The sequence below is a fragment of the Rubrivivax albus genome (assembly GCF_004016515.1).
In the GTDB taxonomy this organism is placed as follows: domain Bacteria; phylum Pseudomonadota; class Gammaproteobacteria; order Burkholderiales; family Burkholderiaceae_C; genus Rubrivivax; species Rubrivivax albus.
Map to the genome: position 1 here is coordinate 121,168 of NZ_SACT01000009.1, position 16,809 is coordinate 137,976.

The window sequence follows — 16,809 nt, forward strand, 5'->3', positions numbered from 1 at the left end:
CTTGGATCAGGGTTTTTCCGGGGCTGTCGCACCAGCGACAAGGTCGTTCGTGCGACGGTCCCTAGAATCGAACGATCGTTCTATTTTTAGCCTTCCATCCCGCTGAGGAGACGCGATGAGCGCCAGCTACGAAGTGCGCGACGGCGTGGCCGTCATCACGCTGAACAACCCGCCGGTCAACGGCCTGGGCTACGAGACCCGGCGCGGCATCGCCGATGGCGTGGACCGCGCGCTGGCCGACCCGGCCGTCAAGGCCGTGGTGCTCACCGGTGCCGGCCGCGCCTTCTCCGGCGGCGCCGACATCCGCGAATTCGGCAGCCCCAAGGCGATCCAGGAGCCCAACCTGCTGTCCCTGCTCAAGCAGATGGACAACGCCACCAAGCCCGTGGTGGCCGCGGTGCACGGCACGGTGATGGGTGGCGGCCTGGAGCTGGCGCTGTCCTGCCATTACCGCGTGGCCGCGCCAGGGACCAACGTGGCCCTGCCGGAGGTGAAGATCGGCCTCGTGCCGGGCGCCGGCGGCACGCAGCGCCTGCCGCGCGTGGTGGGCGTGGAGACCGCGCTGAACATGATCGTCAAGGGCGACCCGGTCAAGAGCGAGGTGCTCGCCGGCCTGCCCGGACAGCAGCTGTTCCAGAAGATCGTCGACGGCGATCTGCTGGCCGGGGCCATCGCCTTCGCGCAGGAGATCGCCGATGCGCGGCCGCTGCCGCGCGTGCGTGACCTGCCGCTGACGCACCCGAACGCCGACGCCTTCTTCCAGTTCGCGCGCAACACCGTCAAGGCCATGGCACCGCAGTTCCCGGCGCCGGCGCGTTGCGTGGACTGCGTGGAGCAGGCCGTCGCCAACGCCCGCAGCGGCAGCTTCGATGCCGGCATGACCTACGAGCGCGAAGCCTTCATGGCGCTGATGATGACGCCGGAGTGCAAGGCGCTGCGCCATGCCTTCTTTGCCGAGCGCGCCGCCAGCAAGATCCCCGACGTGGCCGACGACACGCCGGTGCGTGCCATCCAGACCGTGGGCGTCATCGGTGCCGGCACCATGGGCGGCGGCATCACGATGAACTTCCTGAACGCCGGCATCCCGGTGACCATCCTCGAGATGAAGCAGGAGGCGCTGGACCGCGGCATCGCCACCATCCGCAAGAACTACGAGTCGCAGGTCAAGAAGGGCAAGCTCAAGCAGGACAAGTACGAGCAGCGCATGGCGCTGCTGTCCACCACGCTGGACTATGCCGGCCTGAAGGACGCCGACCTGATCATCGAGGCCGTGTTCGAGGAGATGGGCGTCAAGGAAAAGGTCTTCCGCACGCTCGACGAGGTGGCCAAGTCTGGCGCCATCCTGGCCAGCAACACCAGCACGCTGGACGTGAACCAGATCGCTTCGTTCACGAAGCGGCCGCAGGACGTGGTCGGCATGCACTTCTTCAGCCCGGCCAACGTGATGAAGCTGCTGGAGGTGGTACGCGGCGAGAAGACCGCCAAGGACGTGCTGGCCACGGTGATGGGCATCGCCAAGGTGATCCGCAAGACGGCGGTGGTTTCGGGCGTCTGCGACGGCTTCATCGGCAACCGCATGATCGAGCAGTACAGCCGCCAGGCTGGCTTCCTGCTGGAGGAGGGCTGCACGCCGGAGCAGGTGGACAAGGCGATCGAGAAGTTCGGCTTCGCGATGGGCCCGTTCCGCATGGGCGACCTGGCCGGCAACGACATCGGCTGGGCGATCCGCAAGCGCCGCTACGTCGAGAAGCCAAACATGCGCTACAGCAAGACGGCCGACCTGCTGTGCGAGATGGGCCGCTACGGCCAGAAGACCGGCGCCGGCTGGTACGACTACGCGCCTGGCCAGCGCAAGCCGATCCCGAGCCCCGTCGTCGTCGAGATGATCGGGCAGCACCGCAAGGACCTGGGCATCACGCCACGCAAGATCAGCGCCGACGAGATCGTGCACCGGCTGGTGTTCTCGCTCGTCAACGAGGCGGCCAAGATCCTGGAGGAGGGCATCGCCAGCAAGGCCAGCGACATCGACATGGTCTACCTCACGGGCTACGGCTTCCCGCTGTTCCGCGGCGGCCCGATGTGCTACGCCGACACGGTGGGCCTGTTCAACGTGGTGCAGCAGATGAAGCGCTTTGCGCAGAACCCGCACGACGACGCCAGCTTCTGGCAGCCGGCGCCGCTGCTGGCGAAGCTGGCGGCCGAGGGCAAGAGCTTCAACCCCTGAGCTGAACGGCGCAACCCGTGATCCGCAAGGCGCTGATCGCGCTGCTGGCACTGCTGGGTGGCCTGGGCCTGGTGCTGGCCGTCGGCACGCTGGGCAAGGCGTCCAGGCAGGTGACGGTGCCACCACTGGCGCCGCTGGCCGTCGACGGTGCCGCGGCCGCGGCGTCGCTGTCGGCCGCGGTGCAGGCGCGCACCGTCAGTGGCCTGCTGGACCCGGCGGGCACGGCAGCGGCCTTCGATGCGCTGCAGGCGCACCTGCAGGCGACCTACCCGCGCTTCCATGCGGTGGCGCAGCGCGAGATCGTCGGTGGCCACAGCCTGCTCTACACCTGGGCGGGCCGTGATGCGGCCGCGCCGGCCGTCGTGCTGATGGCACACCAGGACGTGGCCCCGGTGGCCCCGGGCACCGAGGGCCTGTGGCAGCAGCCCCCGTTCAGCGGCGCGGTGAAGGACGGTTTCGTCTGGGGCCGCGGCGCCTGGGACGACAAGGGCAACCTGATCGCGCAGTTCGAGGCCCTGGAACGCCTCGCGGCGGCCGGTTTCCAGCCGCGGCGCACCGTGCTGCTGGTGGCGGGCCACGACGAGGAGGTCGGTGGTCTGCGCGGCGCGAAACCGATCGTCGAGCTGCTGAAGCAGCGCGGCGTGAAGGTGGACTTCGTCATCGACGAAGGCCTGCTGATCGCCGATGGCATGCTGCCCGGCCTGCATCCGCCGGCGGCGCTGGTGGGCGTGGCGGAAAAGGGCTTCGTGTCGATCAAGCTCTCCGTGACGGGCATCCCCGGGCATTCGTCGATGCCCCCCGCGGCCGGCCAGCAGGCCATCGCCGTGCTGTCCGCGGCACTGGCCAAGGTCGACGCAAGCCCCATGCCTGGCGGCATCACCGGGGTGGCTGAGCAGATGTTCAACGCGGTGGCACCCGAGATGCACGGCTTCAACCGCGTCGCGCTGTCCAACCTCTGGCTCACGGGACCGCTGGTGGAGCGCATGCTGTCCAAGGGCCCGAGCACCAATGCGCTGATGCGCACGACCACGGCGCTGACCATCGTCTCCGGCGGCAACAAGGAGAACGTGATCCCAGGCCGTGCCGACGCCATCGTCAACTTCCGCCTGCTGCCTGGCGACACGCCCGACACCGTGATGGCGCACCTCAAGCAGGTGATCGCCGACGAGCGCGTGCAGATGGCGGTCAGTGGCGAACCGTCGCTGCCGTCCAAGGTGTCGAGCACCGACTCCGACGGCTACCGCCTGATCGAGCGCACGCTGCGCGAGGTCTTCCCCGAGGCCATAGTCGCCCCCGGCCTGATGGTCGGCGGCACCGACGCCCGCCACTTCGACGGCTACGCCGGCCAGGTGTTCCGCTTCTCGCCGGTGCGCGCCAAGCCGGCCGACCTGTCCCGTTTCCATGGCACCGACGAGCGTCTGTCGATCGACAACCTCGTCGAGATGATCCGCTTCTACCACCGCCTGGTCGACCAGGCGGCCCGCTGAAGGAGTTCCCCTCATGACCCGCGCCCTCATCGTATCGACCGCCCGCACGCCGCTTGCCAAGAGCTGGAAGGGCGCCTTCAACATGACGCACGGCGCCACCCTGGGCGGTCTGGCGGTGCAGGCCGCCGTGCAGCGCGCCGGCGTCGACCCGGCGGCGGTGGACGACGTGCTGATGGGCTGCGCAACGCCCGAGGGCGCCACCGGCAGCAACATCGCGCGCCAGATCGCGCTGCGCGCGGGGCTGCCCATCACGACCGGCGGCGTCACCATCAATCGCTTCTGCAGCAGTGGTCTGCAGACCATCGCGATGGCCTCGCAGCGCGTGATCGCCGGTGAGGGCGACGTCTTTGTCGCCGGCGGCGTGGAGAGCATCAGCTGCGTGCAGAACGAGGCCAACCGCCACATGATCGCCGACCCCTGGCTGGTGGAGCACAAGCCGGAGATCTACTGGAACATGCTGCAGACCGCGGAGCAGGTGGCCAAGCGCTACGGCATCCCGAAGTCGCGCATGGACGAGTACGGCGCGGCCAGCCAGCAGAAGGCCTGCGCGGCGCAGGAGGCGGGCAAGTTCGCCGACGAGATGATCGAGGTCACCGTCACCGCCGGCGTGGCCGACCCGGTGCTCGGCCTGCGCAGCAAGCAGGTCACCGTGAAGGCCGACGAGGGCCTGCGCCCGGGCACGACGGTCGAAGGCATCCAGGGCATCCGCGCCGCGCTGCCCGGCGGCGTGGTGACGGCCGGCAACGCCAGCCAGTTCAGCGACGGCGCCGGTGCCTGCGTGGTGGTGGACGAGGCCTATGCCAGCAAGCACGGCCTGAAGCCCCTGGGCCGCTTCCTGGGATTTGCCGTGGCGGGTTGCGAGCCCGACGAGATGGGCATCGGCCCCGTGTTCGCCGTGCCCAAGGTGCTCAAGCGCCTGGGCCTGACGGTGGACGACATCGACCTCTGGGAGCTGAATGAAGCCTTCGCCGTCCAGGTGCTGTACTGCGCCGACACGCTGGGCATCCCGATGGACCGGCTGAACGTCAACGGCGGTGCCATCGCCGTGGGCCACCCCTACGGCGTCAGCGGCCAGCGCCTGACCGGGCACGCGCTGATCGAGGGCAAGCGCCGCGGCGCCAAGCGCGTCTGCGTGACGATGTGTATCGGCGGCGGCATGGGTGCGGCGGGCGTGTTCGAGGTGCTGTGAGGGCCGCACTGGCGGTCATCGGTCTTCTGGCCTGCGCACCGGCTGTGCCGGCCGAGTTGTTGCGCCCCAACACCTCAGCCGCGGAGCAGGCCTGGACGGCCAGCGTGCATGCTGCACTACAGCAGCACGACTGCCCTCTGGCAGTTTCGCGCTTGAACGACGGCCTCCAAGCTCGCCACCCGAACGCCTTCTTGATGGCCGGCTCCATGTTCGAGCAGGGGCTGTGCGTGAAGCCGGAGTGGGATCGCGCGCAGGGCTACTACCGCAGCGCCGTGGCGGTGGGCCATCGGGCCGGCCACTACCGGATAGTGGCCGGGTTCGCCGAGCGTGATCCGGCCGTGGCGTTGTGGTGGACCCAGCAGGGTTCCGCGCCGGTTGTCCCCGCCGAATGCCAGGTCCCGCCCGAGGTCCATGGGGACGCTGAGGCCTATGCCGCGGCACTGCACGCCTGGCCGCCCGGGCGGCTGACGGCCTGTGCGCATGTGGCCGGGGTCATGGCCGCGGTGCACGGCGAGGTCGAGTACCCGGGCGACGTCGTGGGCCGCGGCATGAACGGTCAGTTCCAGATGGTCTTCCACCCGGCAGAGGGCCGAATCGACTGGACCGTACCGGACTTCACGATCACCTATCGCCAGTTCGTCGAGCCGCCGGCAGTGGTCAGTGCCCGATGGGCGAAGCAGTTCCATGCCGACGTGCGAGAGTATCTTGAGTCGGTCGGCAAGAGGGCGTTGGCCCGGTTCCCGACGCCGGCCGGAATCGACCCGTCGTGGCAGTTCAGTTCTGTCCTGCGCATGAGCGTGGAATGACTACCTAGGACTGCCATGGACCTGCTGCGTACCCCGGAACTCCGCTTCGACGGCCTGCTCGACTGGCCCTACGCGCCGCGCTACCTCGACCTCGACGGCCTGCGCCTGCATTTCGTCGACGAAGGACCGCGCGACGCCCCGGCCACCGTGCTGTGCCTGCATGGCCAGCCCACCTGGAGTTACCTCTACCGGCGCATGCTCCCGGTCTTCCTGCAGGCCGGGCTGCGCGTGGTGGCGCCGGACTTCTTCGGTTTCGGCCGGTCCGACAAACCCGTCGACGACGCCTGGTACACCTTCAACCGGCACCGGGACACGGCGCTGCGGGTGATCGAGGCGCTGGACCTGCAGAACATCCTGCTGGTGGTGCAGGACTGGGGCGGTCTCATCGGGCTGACGCTGCCGATGGCCATGCCCGAACGCTTCACGCGGCTGCTGGTGATGAACACCGGCCTGGGCACCGGCACCGTGACCGAGGGCTTCCGGCAATGGCGGGCTTACGCCAACACGCAGCCCGACCTGGCCGTGGGCAAGCTGATCCGCCGCGGCACGCCGCACCTGACGGATGCCGAGGTCGCGGCCTACGACGCCCCGTTCCCCGACGTCCGCCACAAGGCGGGCGTGCGCCGCTTCCCGAACCTGGTGCCCGACCACGACGACGCGCCTGGTGCGGCCATCAGCCGCGAGGCCCTGGACTTCTGGAAGCACCGCTGGACGGGCCAGAGCTTCATGGCCATCGGCATGCAGGACCCGGTGCTGGGCCCGCCGGCCATGCGCGGCCTGCACGCCGCGATCCGCGGCTGTCCGCCCCCGATGGAGGTGGCCGACGCCGGCCACTTCGTGCAGGAATGGGGTGCACCCGTGGCCGCCGCCGCCCTCCAACATTTCGAGCTGGCATGAGATCCACCGTCGACTTCCTGTTGCACGACTGGCTGAAGGTCGAGTCGCTGTGCACCCGCGATCGCTTCGCCGACCACTCCCGCGAGACCTTCGACGCCGTGCTCGACACCTGCGAGCGCATCGCTCGAGACAAGTACGCGCCCTTCAACCGCCTGGTGGACACGCAGGAGCCGCACTTCGACGGCGAGAAGGTGATCCTGCCGCAGGCCACGCACGACGCCTGGGCCGCGTATGCCGAATCCGGGATGCTGGCCGCGGCGCAGGACGCACAGATCGGCGGCATGCAGCTGCCGTACGTGGTGGAAGCGGCGGCCAACGCCTTCTTCGCCAAGGCCAGCGTCAGCATCGGCGCCGGCATGCTGACCACCGGCAACGCCAACCTGCTGATGGCGCACGGTTCGCCGATGCAGCGCCAGGTCTTCGCGATGAACGAGTTCGCCGGCCGCTGGTCGGGCACCATGTGCCTGAGCGAGCCGCAGGCCGGCTCCAGCCTGTCGGACGTGGCCACCAAGGCGCTGCCCGATGGCGCAGGCTTCGAGGCCGACCCGCTGGGCCCGCGCTACCGTCTCTTCGGCAACAAGATGTGGATCTCGGCTGGCGAGCACGAGCTGACCGAGAACATCATCCACCTGGTGCTGGCCAAGATCCCCGATGCCGACGGCAGGCCCGTGCCGGGCACACGCGGCATCTCGCTGTTCATCGTGCCCAAGAAGCTGGTGGACACCGAAGGCCGCCTGACCGGCGAGCGCAACGACGTGGCGCTGGCCGGCCTGAACCACAAGTGCGGCTGGCGCGGCACCACCAACACGCTGCTGAACTTCGGCGAAGGCAAGTTCAGGCCGGGCGGGCAGGCGGGCGCCGTGGGCTACCTCGTGGGCCAGCCGGGTCAGGGCCTTCGCGCCATGTTCCACATGATGAACGAGGCGCGCATCGGCGTCGGCCTGGCGGCCACAATGCTTGGCATGGCGGGCTACGAGGCATCGCTCGACTACGCGAAGCAGCGCCCGCAAGGCCGGCCGATCACCGGCGCCGGCAAGGACGCAACCCAGCCGCAGGTGCGCATCATCGAGCACGCCGACGTCAAGCGCATGCTGCTGGCGCAGAAGGCGTATGCCGAAGGCGCGCTGGCGCTGGAGCTGTACTGCGCGCGTCTGGTCGACGAACAGCACACCGGCCACGAGACGGCTGCCGCGGAAGCCCGCCTGCTGCTGGAGGTGCTGACCCCGATCGCCAAGAGCTGGCCCAGCGAGTGGTGCCTGGAAGGCAACAGCCTGGCAATCCAGGTGCATGGCGGCTACGGCTACACGCGCGACTTCCCGGTGGAGCAGTACTGGCGCGACCAGCGCCTGAACATGATCCACGAGGGCACGCACGGCATCCAGGCGCTGGACCTGCTGGGCCGCAAGGTGGTGATGGACGGCGGCGCCGGCCTGAAACTGCTGGCCGGGCGCATGCAGGCGAGCATCACGCGGGCGGGGCAGGTGGACGGCCTGGCGGAACACGCCACCGCGCTGGCCGGCGCGCTGCAGCGCCTGGGCGCAGCAACCAAGGCCGCCTGGGCCACCGGCGTGCCGGAAGAGGCGCTGGCCAACGCCACGCCCTACCTGCAGGCCTTCGGCCACGTGGTGCTGGCCTGGATCTGGCTGGACGTGGCCACGGCGGCGGCCGAGCCGGGGCGGCGCGCCGCGATGCGCTACTTCTTTGCCTACGAGCTGCCCAAGATCGACGCGTGGCTGGGCGTGGTGGCGGCCCGCGAGGACGTCTGCCGGACGATGGACGAGGCCTGGTTCTGATGCGCCCCAAGGCCCTCCAGACCCTGGCCTGGGTGCTGATCTACAGCGGGCTGCTGCTGGCGGCGCTGGGTTGGTTCGTGCAGGACGGCGGTGCGGCCTGGGGCCACGCCGTGTGGATCGCCGGTCTGGCCGATGTGGCCGTCGGCGTGGGATTGATCTGGTGGCGATCGCGAATGAAGGAGACCGACTGATGAGCACGCCGGTGCAGAAACTTTTCGACCTCACGGGCCGCACGGCCCTGGTCACGGGCGGATCACGCGGGCTGGGCCTGCAGATCGCCGAGGCGTTGGGCGAGGCGGGGGCGAAGATCCTGCTCACGTCACGCAAGGCGGCCGACCTGGAGCACGCCGCCGCGGCGTTGCAGGACAAGGGCATCGACGCGCGCTGGGTGGCGGCCGATGCCAGCGAGCCCGCGGGAGTGCAGAAGGTCGTCGAGGACGCGCTGCAGCGCCTCGGTCACGTGGACATCCTCGTCAACAACGCCGGCGCCACCTGGGGTGCGCCGGCCGAGGACCACCCGCTGGAGGCCTGGGACAAGGTGATGAACCTGAACGTGCGCAGCGTGTTCATGATGTCGCAGGCCATCGGCAAGGCCTGCATGATCCCGCGGCGCTACGGGCGCATCGTCAACGTGGCCTCGATCGCCGGGCTGTCGGGCTCGTCGAAGATGCAGTTCCTGGCCTACGGCACGAGCAAGGGCGCGGTGGTCAACTTCACGCGCACGCTGGCCGGTGAATGGGGCCGCCATGGCATCACCGTCAACGCGCTGGCGCCGGGCTTCTTCCCGAGCAAGATGACGCGCGGCACGCTGGAGGCGGTGGGCGCAGACAAGCTCGCGGCCATGTCGCCGCTGGGCCGCATCGGTGACGACGACGACCTCAAGGGCGCGGCGCTGCTGTTCGCCAGCGCCGCCGGCAAGCACATCACCGGGCAGATCCTGGCGGTGGACGGCGGCGTCTCGGCCGTGCACGGCGAATGAGCCCGGCAAGCCGATGAAGCGTGACTTTCCGCTGCGCATCCCGTTCGTCGAACACCTGGGGCTGGAGCTCTGGGGCTTCGGCGACGGCAAGGCCGAACTGCGCGTGGACCTGCAGGAAAGCCACCTCAACAGCTGGGAGGTGGCCCACGGCGGCGTGCTGATGACGCTGCTGGACGTGGCCATGGCGCATGCGGCGCGGGCCAGCAGCTCCAGCGACCCGATGACGGCGCCGGGCGTGGCCACCATCGAGATGAAGACCACCTTCATGCGCCCGGCCGAGGGCGAACTGCGCGCACTCGGCCACCTGATGCACCGCACCAGCACGATGGCCTTCTGCGAAGGCCGCGTGCTCGACGGCCATGGCGAGCTCTGCGCGCACGCCACTGCCACCTTCAAGTACCTGCGTGCGCTGCCGTCGCGCGGCCGCACGCTCAAGAACCTCCAGGAGAAGACATGAGCCTCGTCAACCAGCAGATCCAGCTCGTCTCGCGCCCCATGGGCGAGCCCACGCACGACAACTTCAAGCTCGTGGAGGTGCCGGTGCCGGAACTCCAGGACGGTCAGGTGCTGGTCAAGCACCTGTGGCTGAGCCTGGACCCGTACATGCGCGGGCGCATGAACGACGGCAAGAGCTACGCCCAGCCGCAGCCGTTGGACGAGGTGATGATCGGCGGCACCGCCGGCGAGGTGGTGGCCTCGAAGCACCCCGACTACGCGCCCGGTGACCCCGTCGTCGGCATGGGCGGCTGGCAGCTGTACTCGGTGGTGGACGGCGGCCAGCGCGGCATGATGCGCAAGGTCGACACCACGCACGTGCCGTTGTCGCACTACCTGGGCGCCGTGGGCATGCCCGGGGTCACCGCCTGGGTGGGCCTGAATCACATCATCGCGCCCAAGGCCGGCGAGACCATGGTGATCAGCGCCGCCACCGGCGCCGTCGGCTCGGCCTTCGGCGCGCTGGCCAAGGCGCGCGGCTGCCGCGCCGTGGGCATCGCCGGCGGTCCGGAGAAGTGCGCCTATGCGGTGAACGAGCTCGGCTTCGACGCCTGCATCGACTACAAGGCGCACCCGGACCTCAAGAGCCTGTCCAAGGCGCTGAAGGACGCCTGCCCGGACGGCGTCGACGGCTACTTCGAGAACGTCGGCGGCATGATCATGGACGCCGTGATGCTGCGCATGAACGCCTTCGGCCGCATCGCCGTGTGCGGCATGATCGCCGGCTACAACGGCCAGCCGCTGCCGATGGCCAACCCGGCGCTGATCCTGGTCTCACGCCTGAAGGTGCAGGGCTTCATCGTCAGCGAGCACATGGAACTCTGGCCGGCGGCGCTGAAGGAACTGGGCACGCTGGTGGGCACCGGCAAGCTGCGCCCGCGCGAGAGCATCGCCGAGGGCCTGGCCGCGGCGCCGGAGGCGTTCTTCGGCCTGCTCAAGGGCCGCAACTTCGGCAAGCAGCTCGTCAAGCTGGCCTGACCGGGCAGCGATGGACTGGACCTGGGCGCACTTTGCCGCCCTGAGCCTGGATGACCTGTACGACGCGCTGGCGCTGCGCTGCCGCGTCTTCATCCTGGAGCAGGGGCCGTACCAGGATCCCGACGGCCTGGACCGCGTGTCCTGGCACCTGCTGGGTCGCGACGATGCGGGCCACCTGCAGGCCTACCTGCGCATCGTCGATCCGGGGTGCAAGTTCGCCGAGCCGTCCATGGGCCGCGTGATCACGGCGCCGGAGGTGCGCGGCACCGGTCTGGGGCGTACCCTCGTGGCCGAAGGGCTGGCGCGCAGCGACGCCGCCTGGCCCGGCCGCGGCCACCGCATCAGCGCCCAGGCCCATCTGCAGCGCTTCTACGGCGGCTTCGGTTTCACCACCGTGGGCGAACCCTACGCCGAGGACGACATTCCGCACGTGGAGATGCTGCGATGAACGCCACACACGAGGTCTTCAACCAGGCCGAGCCCCTGACCGACGTGAACCTGTTCAGCGGCAACCGGGCGCTGCAGGACGCGCTGGCCCACCACCACCCTGGCTACGACCGCGCCCGGTTCGTGGCGCTGGGCGCCGAAGCCGGCTCGGCCGAGATGCAGGTGCATGCGCGGCTGGCCAACACCCACGGGCCGGTGCTCCACGCCCACGACCTGCGCGGCCACCGCGTCGACCAGGTGGAATTCCACCCCAGCTACCACGCGCTGATGACCAGCGCGCTGCGCCACGGCCTGCACGGCACGCCCTGGACGCTGGGGCCCGGCGGCCACATCGAACGCGCTGCGGCCTTCATGCTCTTCACCGAACTGGAGCCGTCGGTGCTGTGCCCGGTGTCGATGACCTACGCCGTGGCGCCCGCGCTGCGCCCGAATGCCGCGCTGTCCCGCGACTGGGGCCCGGGCCTGGCGGCCACCGCCTACGACCCGGCATTCAGGCCTTTCGACGGAAAGACCGCCCTGACGATGGGCATGGGCATGACCGAGAAGCAGGGCGGCTCCGATGTGCGGGCGAACACCACGCGCGCGGTCTTCGACGGCGATGACGACTGGGGCCGCCGCTACCGCCTCACCGGCCACAAGTGGTTCATGTCGGCGCCGATGTGCGACGCCTTTCTGGTGCTGGCGCAGGCCGAGGGCGGGCTCAGCTGCTTCTTCCTGCCGCGTTTCACGCGCGACGGGCGGGTCAACGCCATCCATGTACAGCGCCTGAAGCACAAGCTGGGCAACCAGGCCAACGCCAGCAGCGAGGTCGAGTTCCAGGACGCCGAGGCCTGGCTGGTGGGCGACGAAGGCCGCGGCGTGCCGCAGATCCTGGCGATGGGCACGCTCACGCGGCTGGACTGCGCGCTGGGCACCGCGGGCCTGATGCGCCAGGCGCTGTCCATCGCGCTGCACCACTGCGCGCAACGCCAGGCCTTCGGCCGCCGCCTGATCGAGCAGCCGGCGATGACGGCCGTGCTGGCGGACCTGGCGCTGGAGAGCGAAGCCGCCACCGCGCTGGCCCTTCGCCTGGCGCGGGCGGTGGACCGCACCGAGCACGGCCAGGACCCCGACGGCTTCGAGGCCGTGATGCGCCGCGTGCTCACGCCGGTGGCCAAGTTCTGGATCTGCAAGCGCGGCAGTGCCTTCGGCCAGGAGGCCATGGAGTGCCTGGGCGGCAACGGCTACGTCGAAGGTGGTGGCGAGGGCGTGATGGCCCGCATCTACCGCGAGATGCCGCTGAACTCCATCTGGGAAGGCGCCGGCAACATCATGGCGTTGGACCTGCTGCGCGCGCTGCGCAGCGGCCCGGTGAAGGACGCGGTGATGCACGAGACCGCCGCCGCGCGCCGTGCCCATGCCGCCGTGGAGCGCCGTGCGCAATGGGTCGCCGAGGCGCTGGACGGCGCGGCCGACGAAGCCGGCGCCCGCCGCCTGGCGCGCGACACGGCGCTGCTGCTGCAGGCGGCCCAACTGCACGCCCACGCACCGACCGAGGTGTTCGACAGTTTCTGCACCGCCCGCCTCGACCAGGCCAGCGACGCGTTCGGGCTGCTGCCCGGCACGCTGCCGCTGGATGCCCTGGTGGCGCGGGCCATGCCAACCCCTGAGGAGAGCTTTGATGAGTGAATGGCAAGGACGAGTGGCCGTGATCACCGGCGCGGCGTCGGGCTTCGGCCTGGAGGCCAGCCGCATCGCGGCACGGGCCGGCATGAAGGTCGTGATGGCCGACGTGCAGGCCGATGCGCTGGAACTGTCGGCGCACGATGTGCTGGCGCTGGGCGCCGGGCAGGGCGCCGAGGTGCTGCCGTTCCGGCTGGACGTGTCCAAGGCGGCCGAGGTCGAGGCCCTGGCCGCTGCCACGCGCGAGCGCTTCGGCGTGCCGCATTTCGTGTTCAACAACGCCGGCGTGGGCGCCGGCGGCCTGGTCTGGGAGCACAGCGCCGCCGACTGGGATTGGGTGCTGGGCGTCAACCTGCTGGGCGTGGCGCATGGCGTGCGCGTGTTCACGCCAATGATGCTGGAAGCCGCGGCGGCCGACCCGACCTATCGCGGCCACATCGTCAACACGGCGTCCATGGCCGGCCTTCTGACGCCACCGAACATGGGCGTCTACAACGTCAGCAAGGCCGCGGTGGTGTCGATGACCGAGACGCTGTACCACGACCTGTCGCTGGTCAGCACCCAGGTCCGCGCCCACCTGCTGTGCCCGTACTTCGTGCCCACCGGCATCCACCGCAGCGAGCGCAACCGTCCCGGCGGCGCCAACGAACCCATCACGCGCAGCCAGCAGATCGCCGCGGCGATGAGCGAGAAGGCCGTCACCAGCGGCAAGGTGACGGCGGCGCAGACCGCGCAACTGGTCTTCGACGCCATGGACGCCGACCGCTTCTACGTCTACACCCACCCGCAGGCGCTGGGCGGCGTGCGCACGCGCATGGAGGACCAGGTCCTGCAGCGCAACCCGACCGATCCGTTCCACGAGCGGCCGGAGATCGGCGCCCGCCTGCGGGCGCAGCTGGCGCAGATGCCGGGTGACGGTCAGGACTGACAAGGCCCCTTGCGAACGCTGCCGGGCTGCACACGAGCCGAACTCCGATTTCATACTTTTGCACAAATGTAAAGTCCGTGCCTTCATTCACTGAAGGTGACCGGGCGCCGCCCGGAGAAGGGCACGGACATGGACTTCGCGAGCTTCTGGTCGACGCTGCAGGGTCAGTTGGGCCACCACCTGCCGCGCATCGTGGGCGCCCTGGCGGTGTTCGCGCTGGGCTGGATCATTGCCGTGGCGGCGCGCGCTGCAGTGCTGCGCCCGCTGGCGCTGGCCCGTCTGGACACCCGCATCGCAGAGAGCACCGGGGTGACGGTGCAGTCGGAGCGGGGCCTGGGCGTGGCCGTGTTCTGGCTGCTGCTGCTGGTCACGCTGATCGCCGTGCTCAACGTGCTGGACCTGGCCAGCGTGTCGGCGCCCATTGCCGCGATGATGGGCGATATCGTCGGCTACCTCCCGTATGCCCTGGGCGGTGCCGTGCTGACCCTGGTGGCCTGGCTGGTGGCGTCGCTGCTGCGCACGCTGGTCGTGCGGGCGCTGGCGGCCACGACGATCGACGACTCGCTGCAGCGCCACGCGGGCATGAAGCCCAGCGGTCCGGCGGCCGGCAACGTGGTGTTCTGGCTGGCGCTGCTGCTGTTCCTGCCGTCCGTGCTGTCGGCCTTCCGTCTGTCGGGCACGCTGGCGCCGGTGGAGCAGATGCTGGTGATGGCACTGGGCTGGCTGCCCAATGCCCTCGGCGCCGCGGTGATCGCCGGTGTGGGCTACCTGGTGGCGAGGGTCCTGCGCGGCCTGGTCAGCAATCTGCTGGGGGCGGCCGGCATCGACCGGGTCGGTGAACGCGCCGGGCTGGACGATGCGGTCAAGCTGTCGCGGCTGGCGGGCACGCTGGTGTTCCTGTTCGTGCTGGTGCCGTCGCTGATCGCGGCGCTGGACGCGCTGAAGATCGAGGCCATCTCCGCGCCGGCGACGGCCATGCTGTCGCAGATGCTGGCGGCGGTGCCGCACATCCTGGCGGCCATCGTCATCCTGCTGCTGACGTGGGCGGTGGCGCGCTTCGTGGCCGGGCTGGTTGCCCGCCTGCTGGAGAACGCGGGCGTCGATGCGCTGCCGACGCGCATCGGGCTCGAGGCGGTACTGTCCGGGCCGACGCGGCAGGCGACGCTGGTCCGCGGTGCGATCATGTTCTTCGCCATGCTGTTGCCGTGGCGGAGGCCGCGGGGCAGCTCGGTTTCGGACAGCTGCGTGAGCTGACCACCGCGTTCATCCGCTTTTCCGGCGATATCGTGCTGGGCGGCGTGATCTTCGCGGTCGGCTTCTGGTTGGCCAATCTGGCCCACGCGGCGATCGATCGCGCCAGTGGTGCCGGCACCCGTGGGCTGGCACCGGTGGCGCGCATGGGCATCCTGGGCATCGTGTTGGCGATGGGACTGCGGGCCATGGGCGTGGCCAATGAGATCGTCGTGCTGGCCTTCGGGCTCGCGCTCGGTGCCGTTGCCGTTGCCGTTGCCGTGGCGGTGGCGCTGTCGTTCGGCCTGGGTGGGCGGGAAGCTGCCGGACAGTTGGCTGGCGACTGGTTGCGGCGCTGGCGTGAACGTGCCTCCCGCGGGTCGGACTGAAAGCGCGGGCCAGCGCGGCAGGTCGCGGCCGATCGGCCGACCAGGCGAGCAGGATGCGTTCGCCGACTGATCATTTCACGCTTTAAATGATCATTTGTTGCTTTTGCACTGATTTGGTGCTCAGTGGGCGTCATGCATCGCCGATGATCCAGCGGTCATCAGACAACCCACCACCATGAGATCCCATCTCGCCCGGCAAGCCGAACTCGCGACGCGCGCCTTGCTGTCGCGCAGTGCCAGTCACGACACCGATCCGTACGAGCGCGTCATGCGCGACTGTTTGTCCGGCGCCCACGCGGCGCTGGGGAAGTGTCCACCTGGCCCCCTGCGGGTGCGGCTGACGCAGGAACTCTCGGAACTGGCGAGATGCTGCGCTCGCGATGCGGAAGAAGCCGAGGCGATATCGGCCCGGTCCGGCCGGGCCGCCGACCGGGAGCAGGCCCTCATGGCCCGCCGCATCGCCGATGCCGCGCACCATATGAGCCTGCTCGCGGGCTGCGACGAGGTTGGTGTCGGCATGCACTGAACGGGTCAGCAGCCCAGACCAAGCGCCTGCACCGGCCGCTGGGACACCGCGTCCGCGACCACGAAGACCACCCGGCGTGGGTGGGCCGGATCGGCGGGCGGCAGGTCCAGTGTCCATCGCCGAGCGCCTTGCCAGGCAGAAACGGGCTGGTAGAGGCGGACCACGTGGTCGTGGCCAAGGGTCTCGCCCCAGTTCTCGCCTGCGGTGACGCGGCTGCGGTGGCCGTCCTCCACGACGGCCCAGTACCCGATCCAGCGACGGTTGAGCTGTGTCATCGCCAGGCCGACATCGGCCGTCACCTGGCTGCCATCCCGGCGCAGGCTCAGCGTCATTGGCGCGGGTGCCGGACGATCGGGCAGGGCGGGCCACGACCGCCAGTCGTGACCTTGGGCAACCACCTGTGGCGTGTAGACGTTGGGCGCACCCATGGCGCGTGCCAGCTGGTACTGGCGGTCGGTGGTCTCGCGCGTGGCGAAGCGGTCCACCCAGCCCAGCCGGTTCCAGTAGCCGACGTGGAAGGCCAGCGGCAGCAGGTCGTCGCGGCCCTTCAGGGTGGACAGCCAGCGGTCGGCCGGAGGGCAGGAACTGCAGCCTTCGGAGGTGTAGAGCTCCACCACCAGGGGCGGTCGGGCACCGGAATGCCGTTCGCAGACGGGCTCGGCGGCCGTGGCCTGCAGGGTCGTGACCAGCGTGGTGACCAGGAGGATAGTGGTGCGCATGCCCTTGGGTCGGGTGCCGGGGCGCGGCGCTTACACTCCCGCGCTTTCCGCTGCGCACCC

At 69.9% G+C, this 16,809-nt stretch carries 15 protein-coding genes and 1 pseudogene; 15 read left to right on the forward strand and 1 reads right to left on the reverse strand.

All coding sequences use genetic code 11. The features are described from left to right. Positions 1 to 115 precede the first annotated feature (115 nt). The 15 genes and pseudogenes from ENE75_RS21325 (at position 116) to ENE75_RS21395 (ending at position 16,030) form a co-directional block, all read left to right on the forward strand. Positions 116 to 2,224 (forward strand): 3-hydroxyacyl-CoA dehydrogenase NAD-binding domain-containing protein, encoded by a 2,109-nt coding sequence (locus tag ENE75_RS21325; RefSeq protein ID WP_128200471.1) that lies wholly within the window; start codon positions 116 to 118, stop codon positions 2,222 to 2,224. A 17-nt stretch (positions 2,225 to 2,241) separates the two neighbouring features. Then, complete coding sequence (locus ENE75_RS21330) at positions 2,242 to 3,711, forward strand: M20 family peptidase (protein ID WP_128200473.1); 1,470 nt, start codon at positions 2,242 to 2,244, stop codon at positions 3,709 to 3,711. Between the two features lie 13 nt (positions 3,712 to 3,724). After that, positions 3,725 to 4,900, forward strand: coding sequence for an acetyl-CoA C-acyltransferase (locus ENE75_RS21335; RefSeq protein WP_128200475.1), 1,176 nt, complete (start codon positions 3,725 to 3,727; stop codon positions 4,898 to 4,900). 152 nt (positions 4,901 to 5,052) lie between these two features. Beyond that, entirely contained in the window at positions 5,053 to 5,706 is a 654-nt protein-coding gene (locus ENE75_RS21340) for a hypothetical protein (protein WP_128200477.1), read from the forward strand. A gap of 15 nt (positions 5,707 to 5,721) precedes the next feature. Continuing rightward, a complete protein-coding gene (locus ENE75_RS21345; RefSeq protein ID WP_128200479.1) occupies positions 5,722 to 6,603 on the forward strand; it encodes a haloalkane dehalogenase in 882 nt (293 codons plus the stop codon). After that, positions 6,600 to 8,396 carry an acyl-CoA dehydrogenase gene (locus tag ENE75_RS21350; RefSeq protein ID WP_128200481.1) on the forward strand — a complete coding sequence of 599 codons (1,797 nt, stop codon included), beginning with the start codon at positions 6,600 to 6,602 and terminating at the stop codon, positions 8,394 to 8,396. Before ENE75_RS21345 ends, ENE75_RS21350 begins: the two co-directional genes overlap by 4 nt. After that, positions 8,396 to 8,587 (forward strand): hypothetical protein, encoded by a 192-nt coding sequence (locus ENE75_RS21355; protein ID WP_128200483.1) that lies wholly within the window; start codon positions 8,396 to 8,398, stop codon positions 8,585 to 8,587. The genes ENE75_RS21350 and ENE75_RS21355 overlap by 1 nt, the downstream gene beginning before the upstream one ends. Further along, positions 8,587 to 9,375 carry an SDR family oxidoreductase gene (locus ENE75_RS21360; RefSeq protein WP_128200485.1) on the forward strand — a complete coding sequence of 263 codons (789 nt, stop codon included), beginning with the start codon at positions 8,587 to 8,589 and terminating at the stop codon, positions 9,373 to 9,375. Before ENE75_RS21355 ends, ENE75_RS21360 begins: the two co-directional genes overlap by 1 nt. A 13-nt stretch (positions 9,376 to 9,388) precedes the next feature. Next, complete coding sequence (locus ENE75_RS21365; RefSeq protein WP_128200487.1) at positions 9,389 to 9,832, forward strand: PaaI family thioesterase; 444 nt, start codon at positions 9,389 to 9,391, stop codon at positions 9,830 to 9,832. Further along, positions 9,829 to 10,848, forward strand: a complete 1,020-nt coding sequence (locus tag ENE75_RS21370) for an NADP-dependent oxidoreductase (protein WP_128200489.1) — start codon at positions 9,829 to 9,831, stop codon at positions 10,846 to 10,848. The genes ENE75_RS21365 and ENE75_RS21370 overlap by 4 nt, the downstream gene beginning before the upstream one ends. 10 nt (positions 10,849 to 10,858) lie before the next feature. Next, on the forward strand, positions 10,859 to 11,296 hold the full coding sequence (locus tag ENE75_RS21375; RefSeq protein ID WP_128200491.1) for a GNAT family N-acetyltransferase: 438 nt from the start codon (positions 10,859 to 10,861) through the stop codon (positions 11,294 to 11,296). After that, positions 11,293 to 12,963 carry an acyl-CoA dehydrogenase family protein gene (locus tag ENE75_RS21380; protein WP_128200493.1) on the forward strand — a complete coding sequence of 557 codons (1,671 nt, stop codon included), beginning with the start codon at positions 11,293 to 11,295 and terminating at the stop codon, positions 12,961 to 12,963. Before ENE75_RS21375 ends, ENE75_RS21380 begins: the two co-directional genes overlap by 4 nt. Beyond that, positions 12,956 to 13,885: an SDR family oxidoreductase gene (locus ENE75_RS21385; RefSeq protein WP_375138502.1), complete on the forward strand. Its 930-nt coding sequence runs from the start codon at positions 12,956 to 12,958 to the stop codon at positions 13,883 to 13,885. Before ENE75_RS21380 ends, ENE75_RS21385 begins: the two co-directional genes overlap by 8 nt. A 129-nt stretch (positions 13,886 to 14,014) precedes the next feature. Beyond that, positions 14,015 to 15,504 (forward strand): annotated as a pseudogene (locus ENE75_RS21390) (mechanosensitive ion channel). Between the two features lie 175 nt (positions 15,505 to 15,679). After that, positions 15,680 to 16,030 carry a hypothetical protein gene (locus ENE75_RS21395; RefSeq protein WP_128200497.1) on the forward strand — a complete coding sequence of 117 codons (351 nt, stop codon included), beginning with the start codon at positions 15,680 to 15,682 and terminating at the stop codon, positions 16,028 to 16,030. 5 nt (positions 16,031 to 16,035) lie between these two features. Here the strand turns inward: ENE75_RS21395 and ENE75_RS21400 are convergent, their stop codons facing one another. After that, the gene (locus ENE75_RS21400) at positions 16,036 to 16,749 is read right to left on the reverse strand and encodes a DUF1223 domain-containing protein (protein WP_128200499.1); all 714 of its coding nucleotides are present in this window, start codon (positions 16,747 to 16,749) and stop codon (positions 16,036 to 16,038) included. Positions 16,750 to 16,809 lie beyond the last annotated feature (60 nt).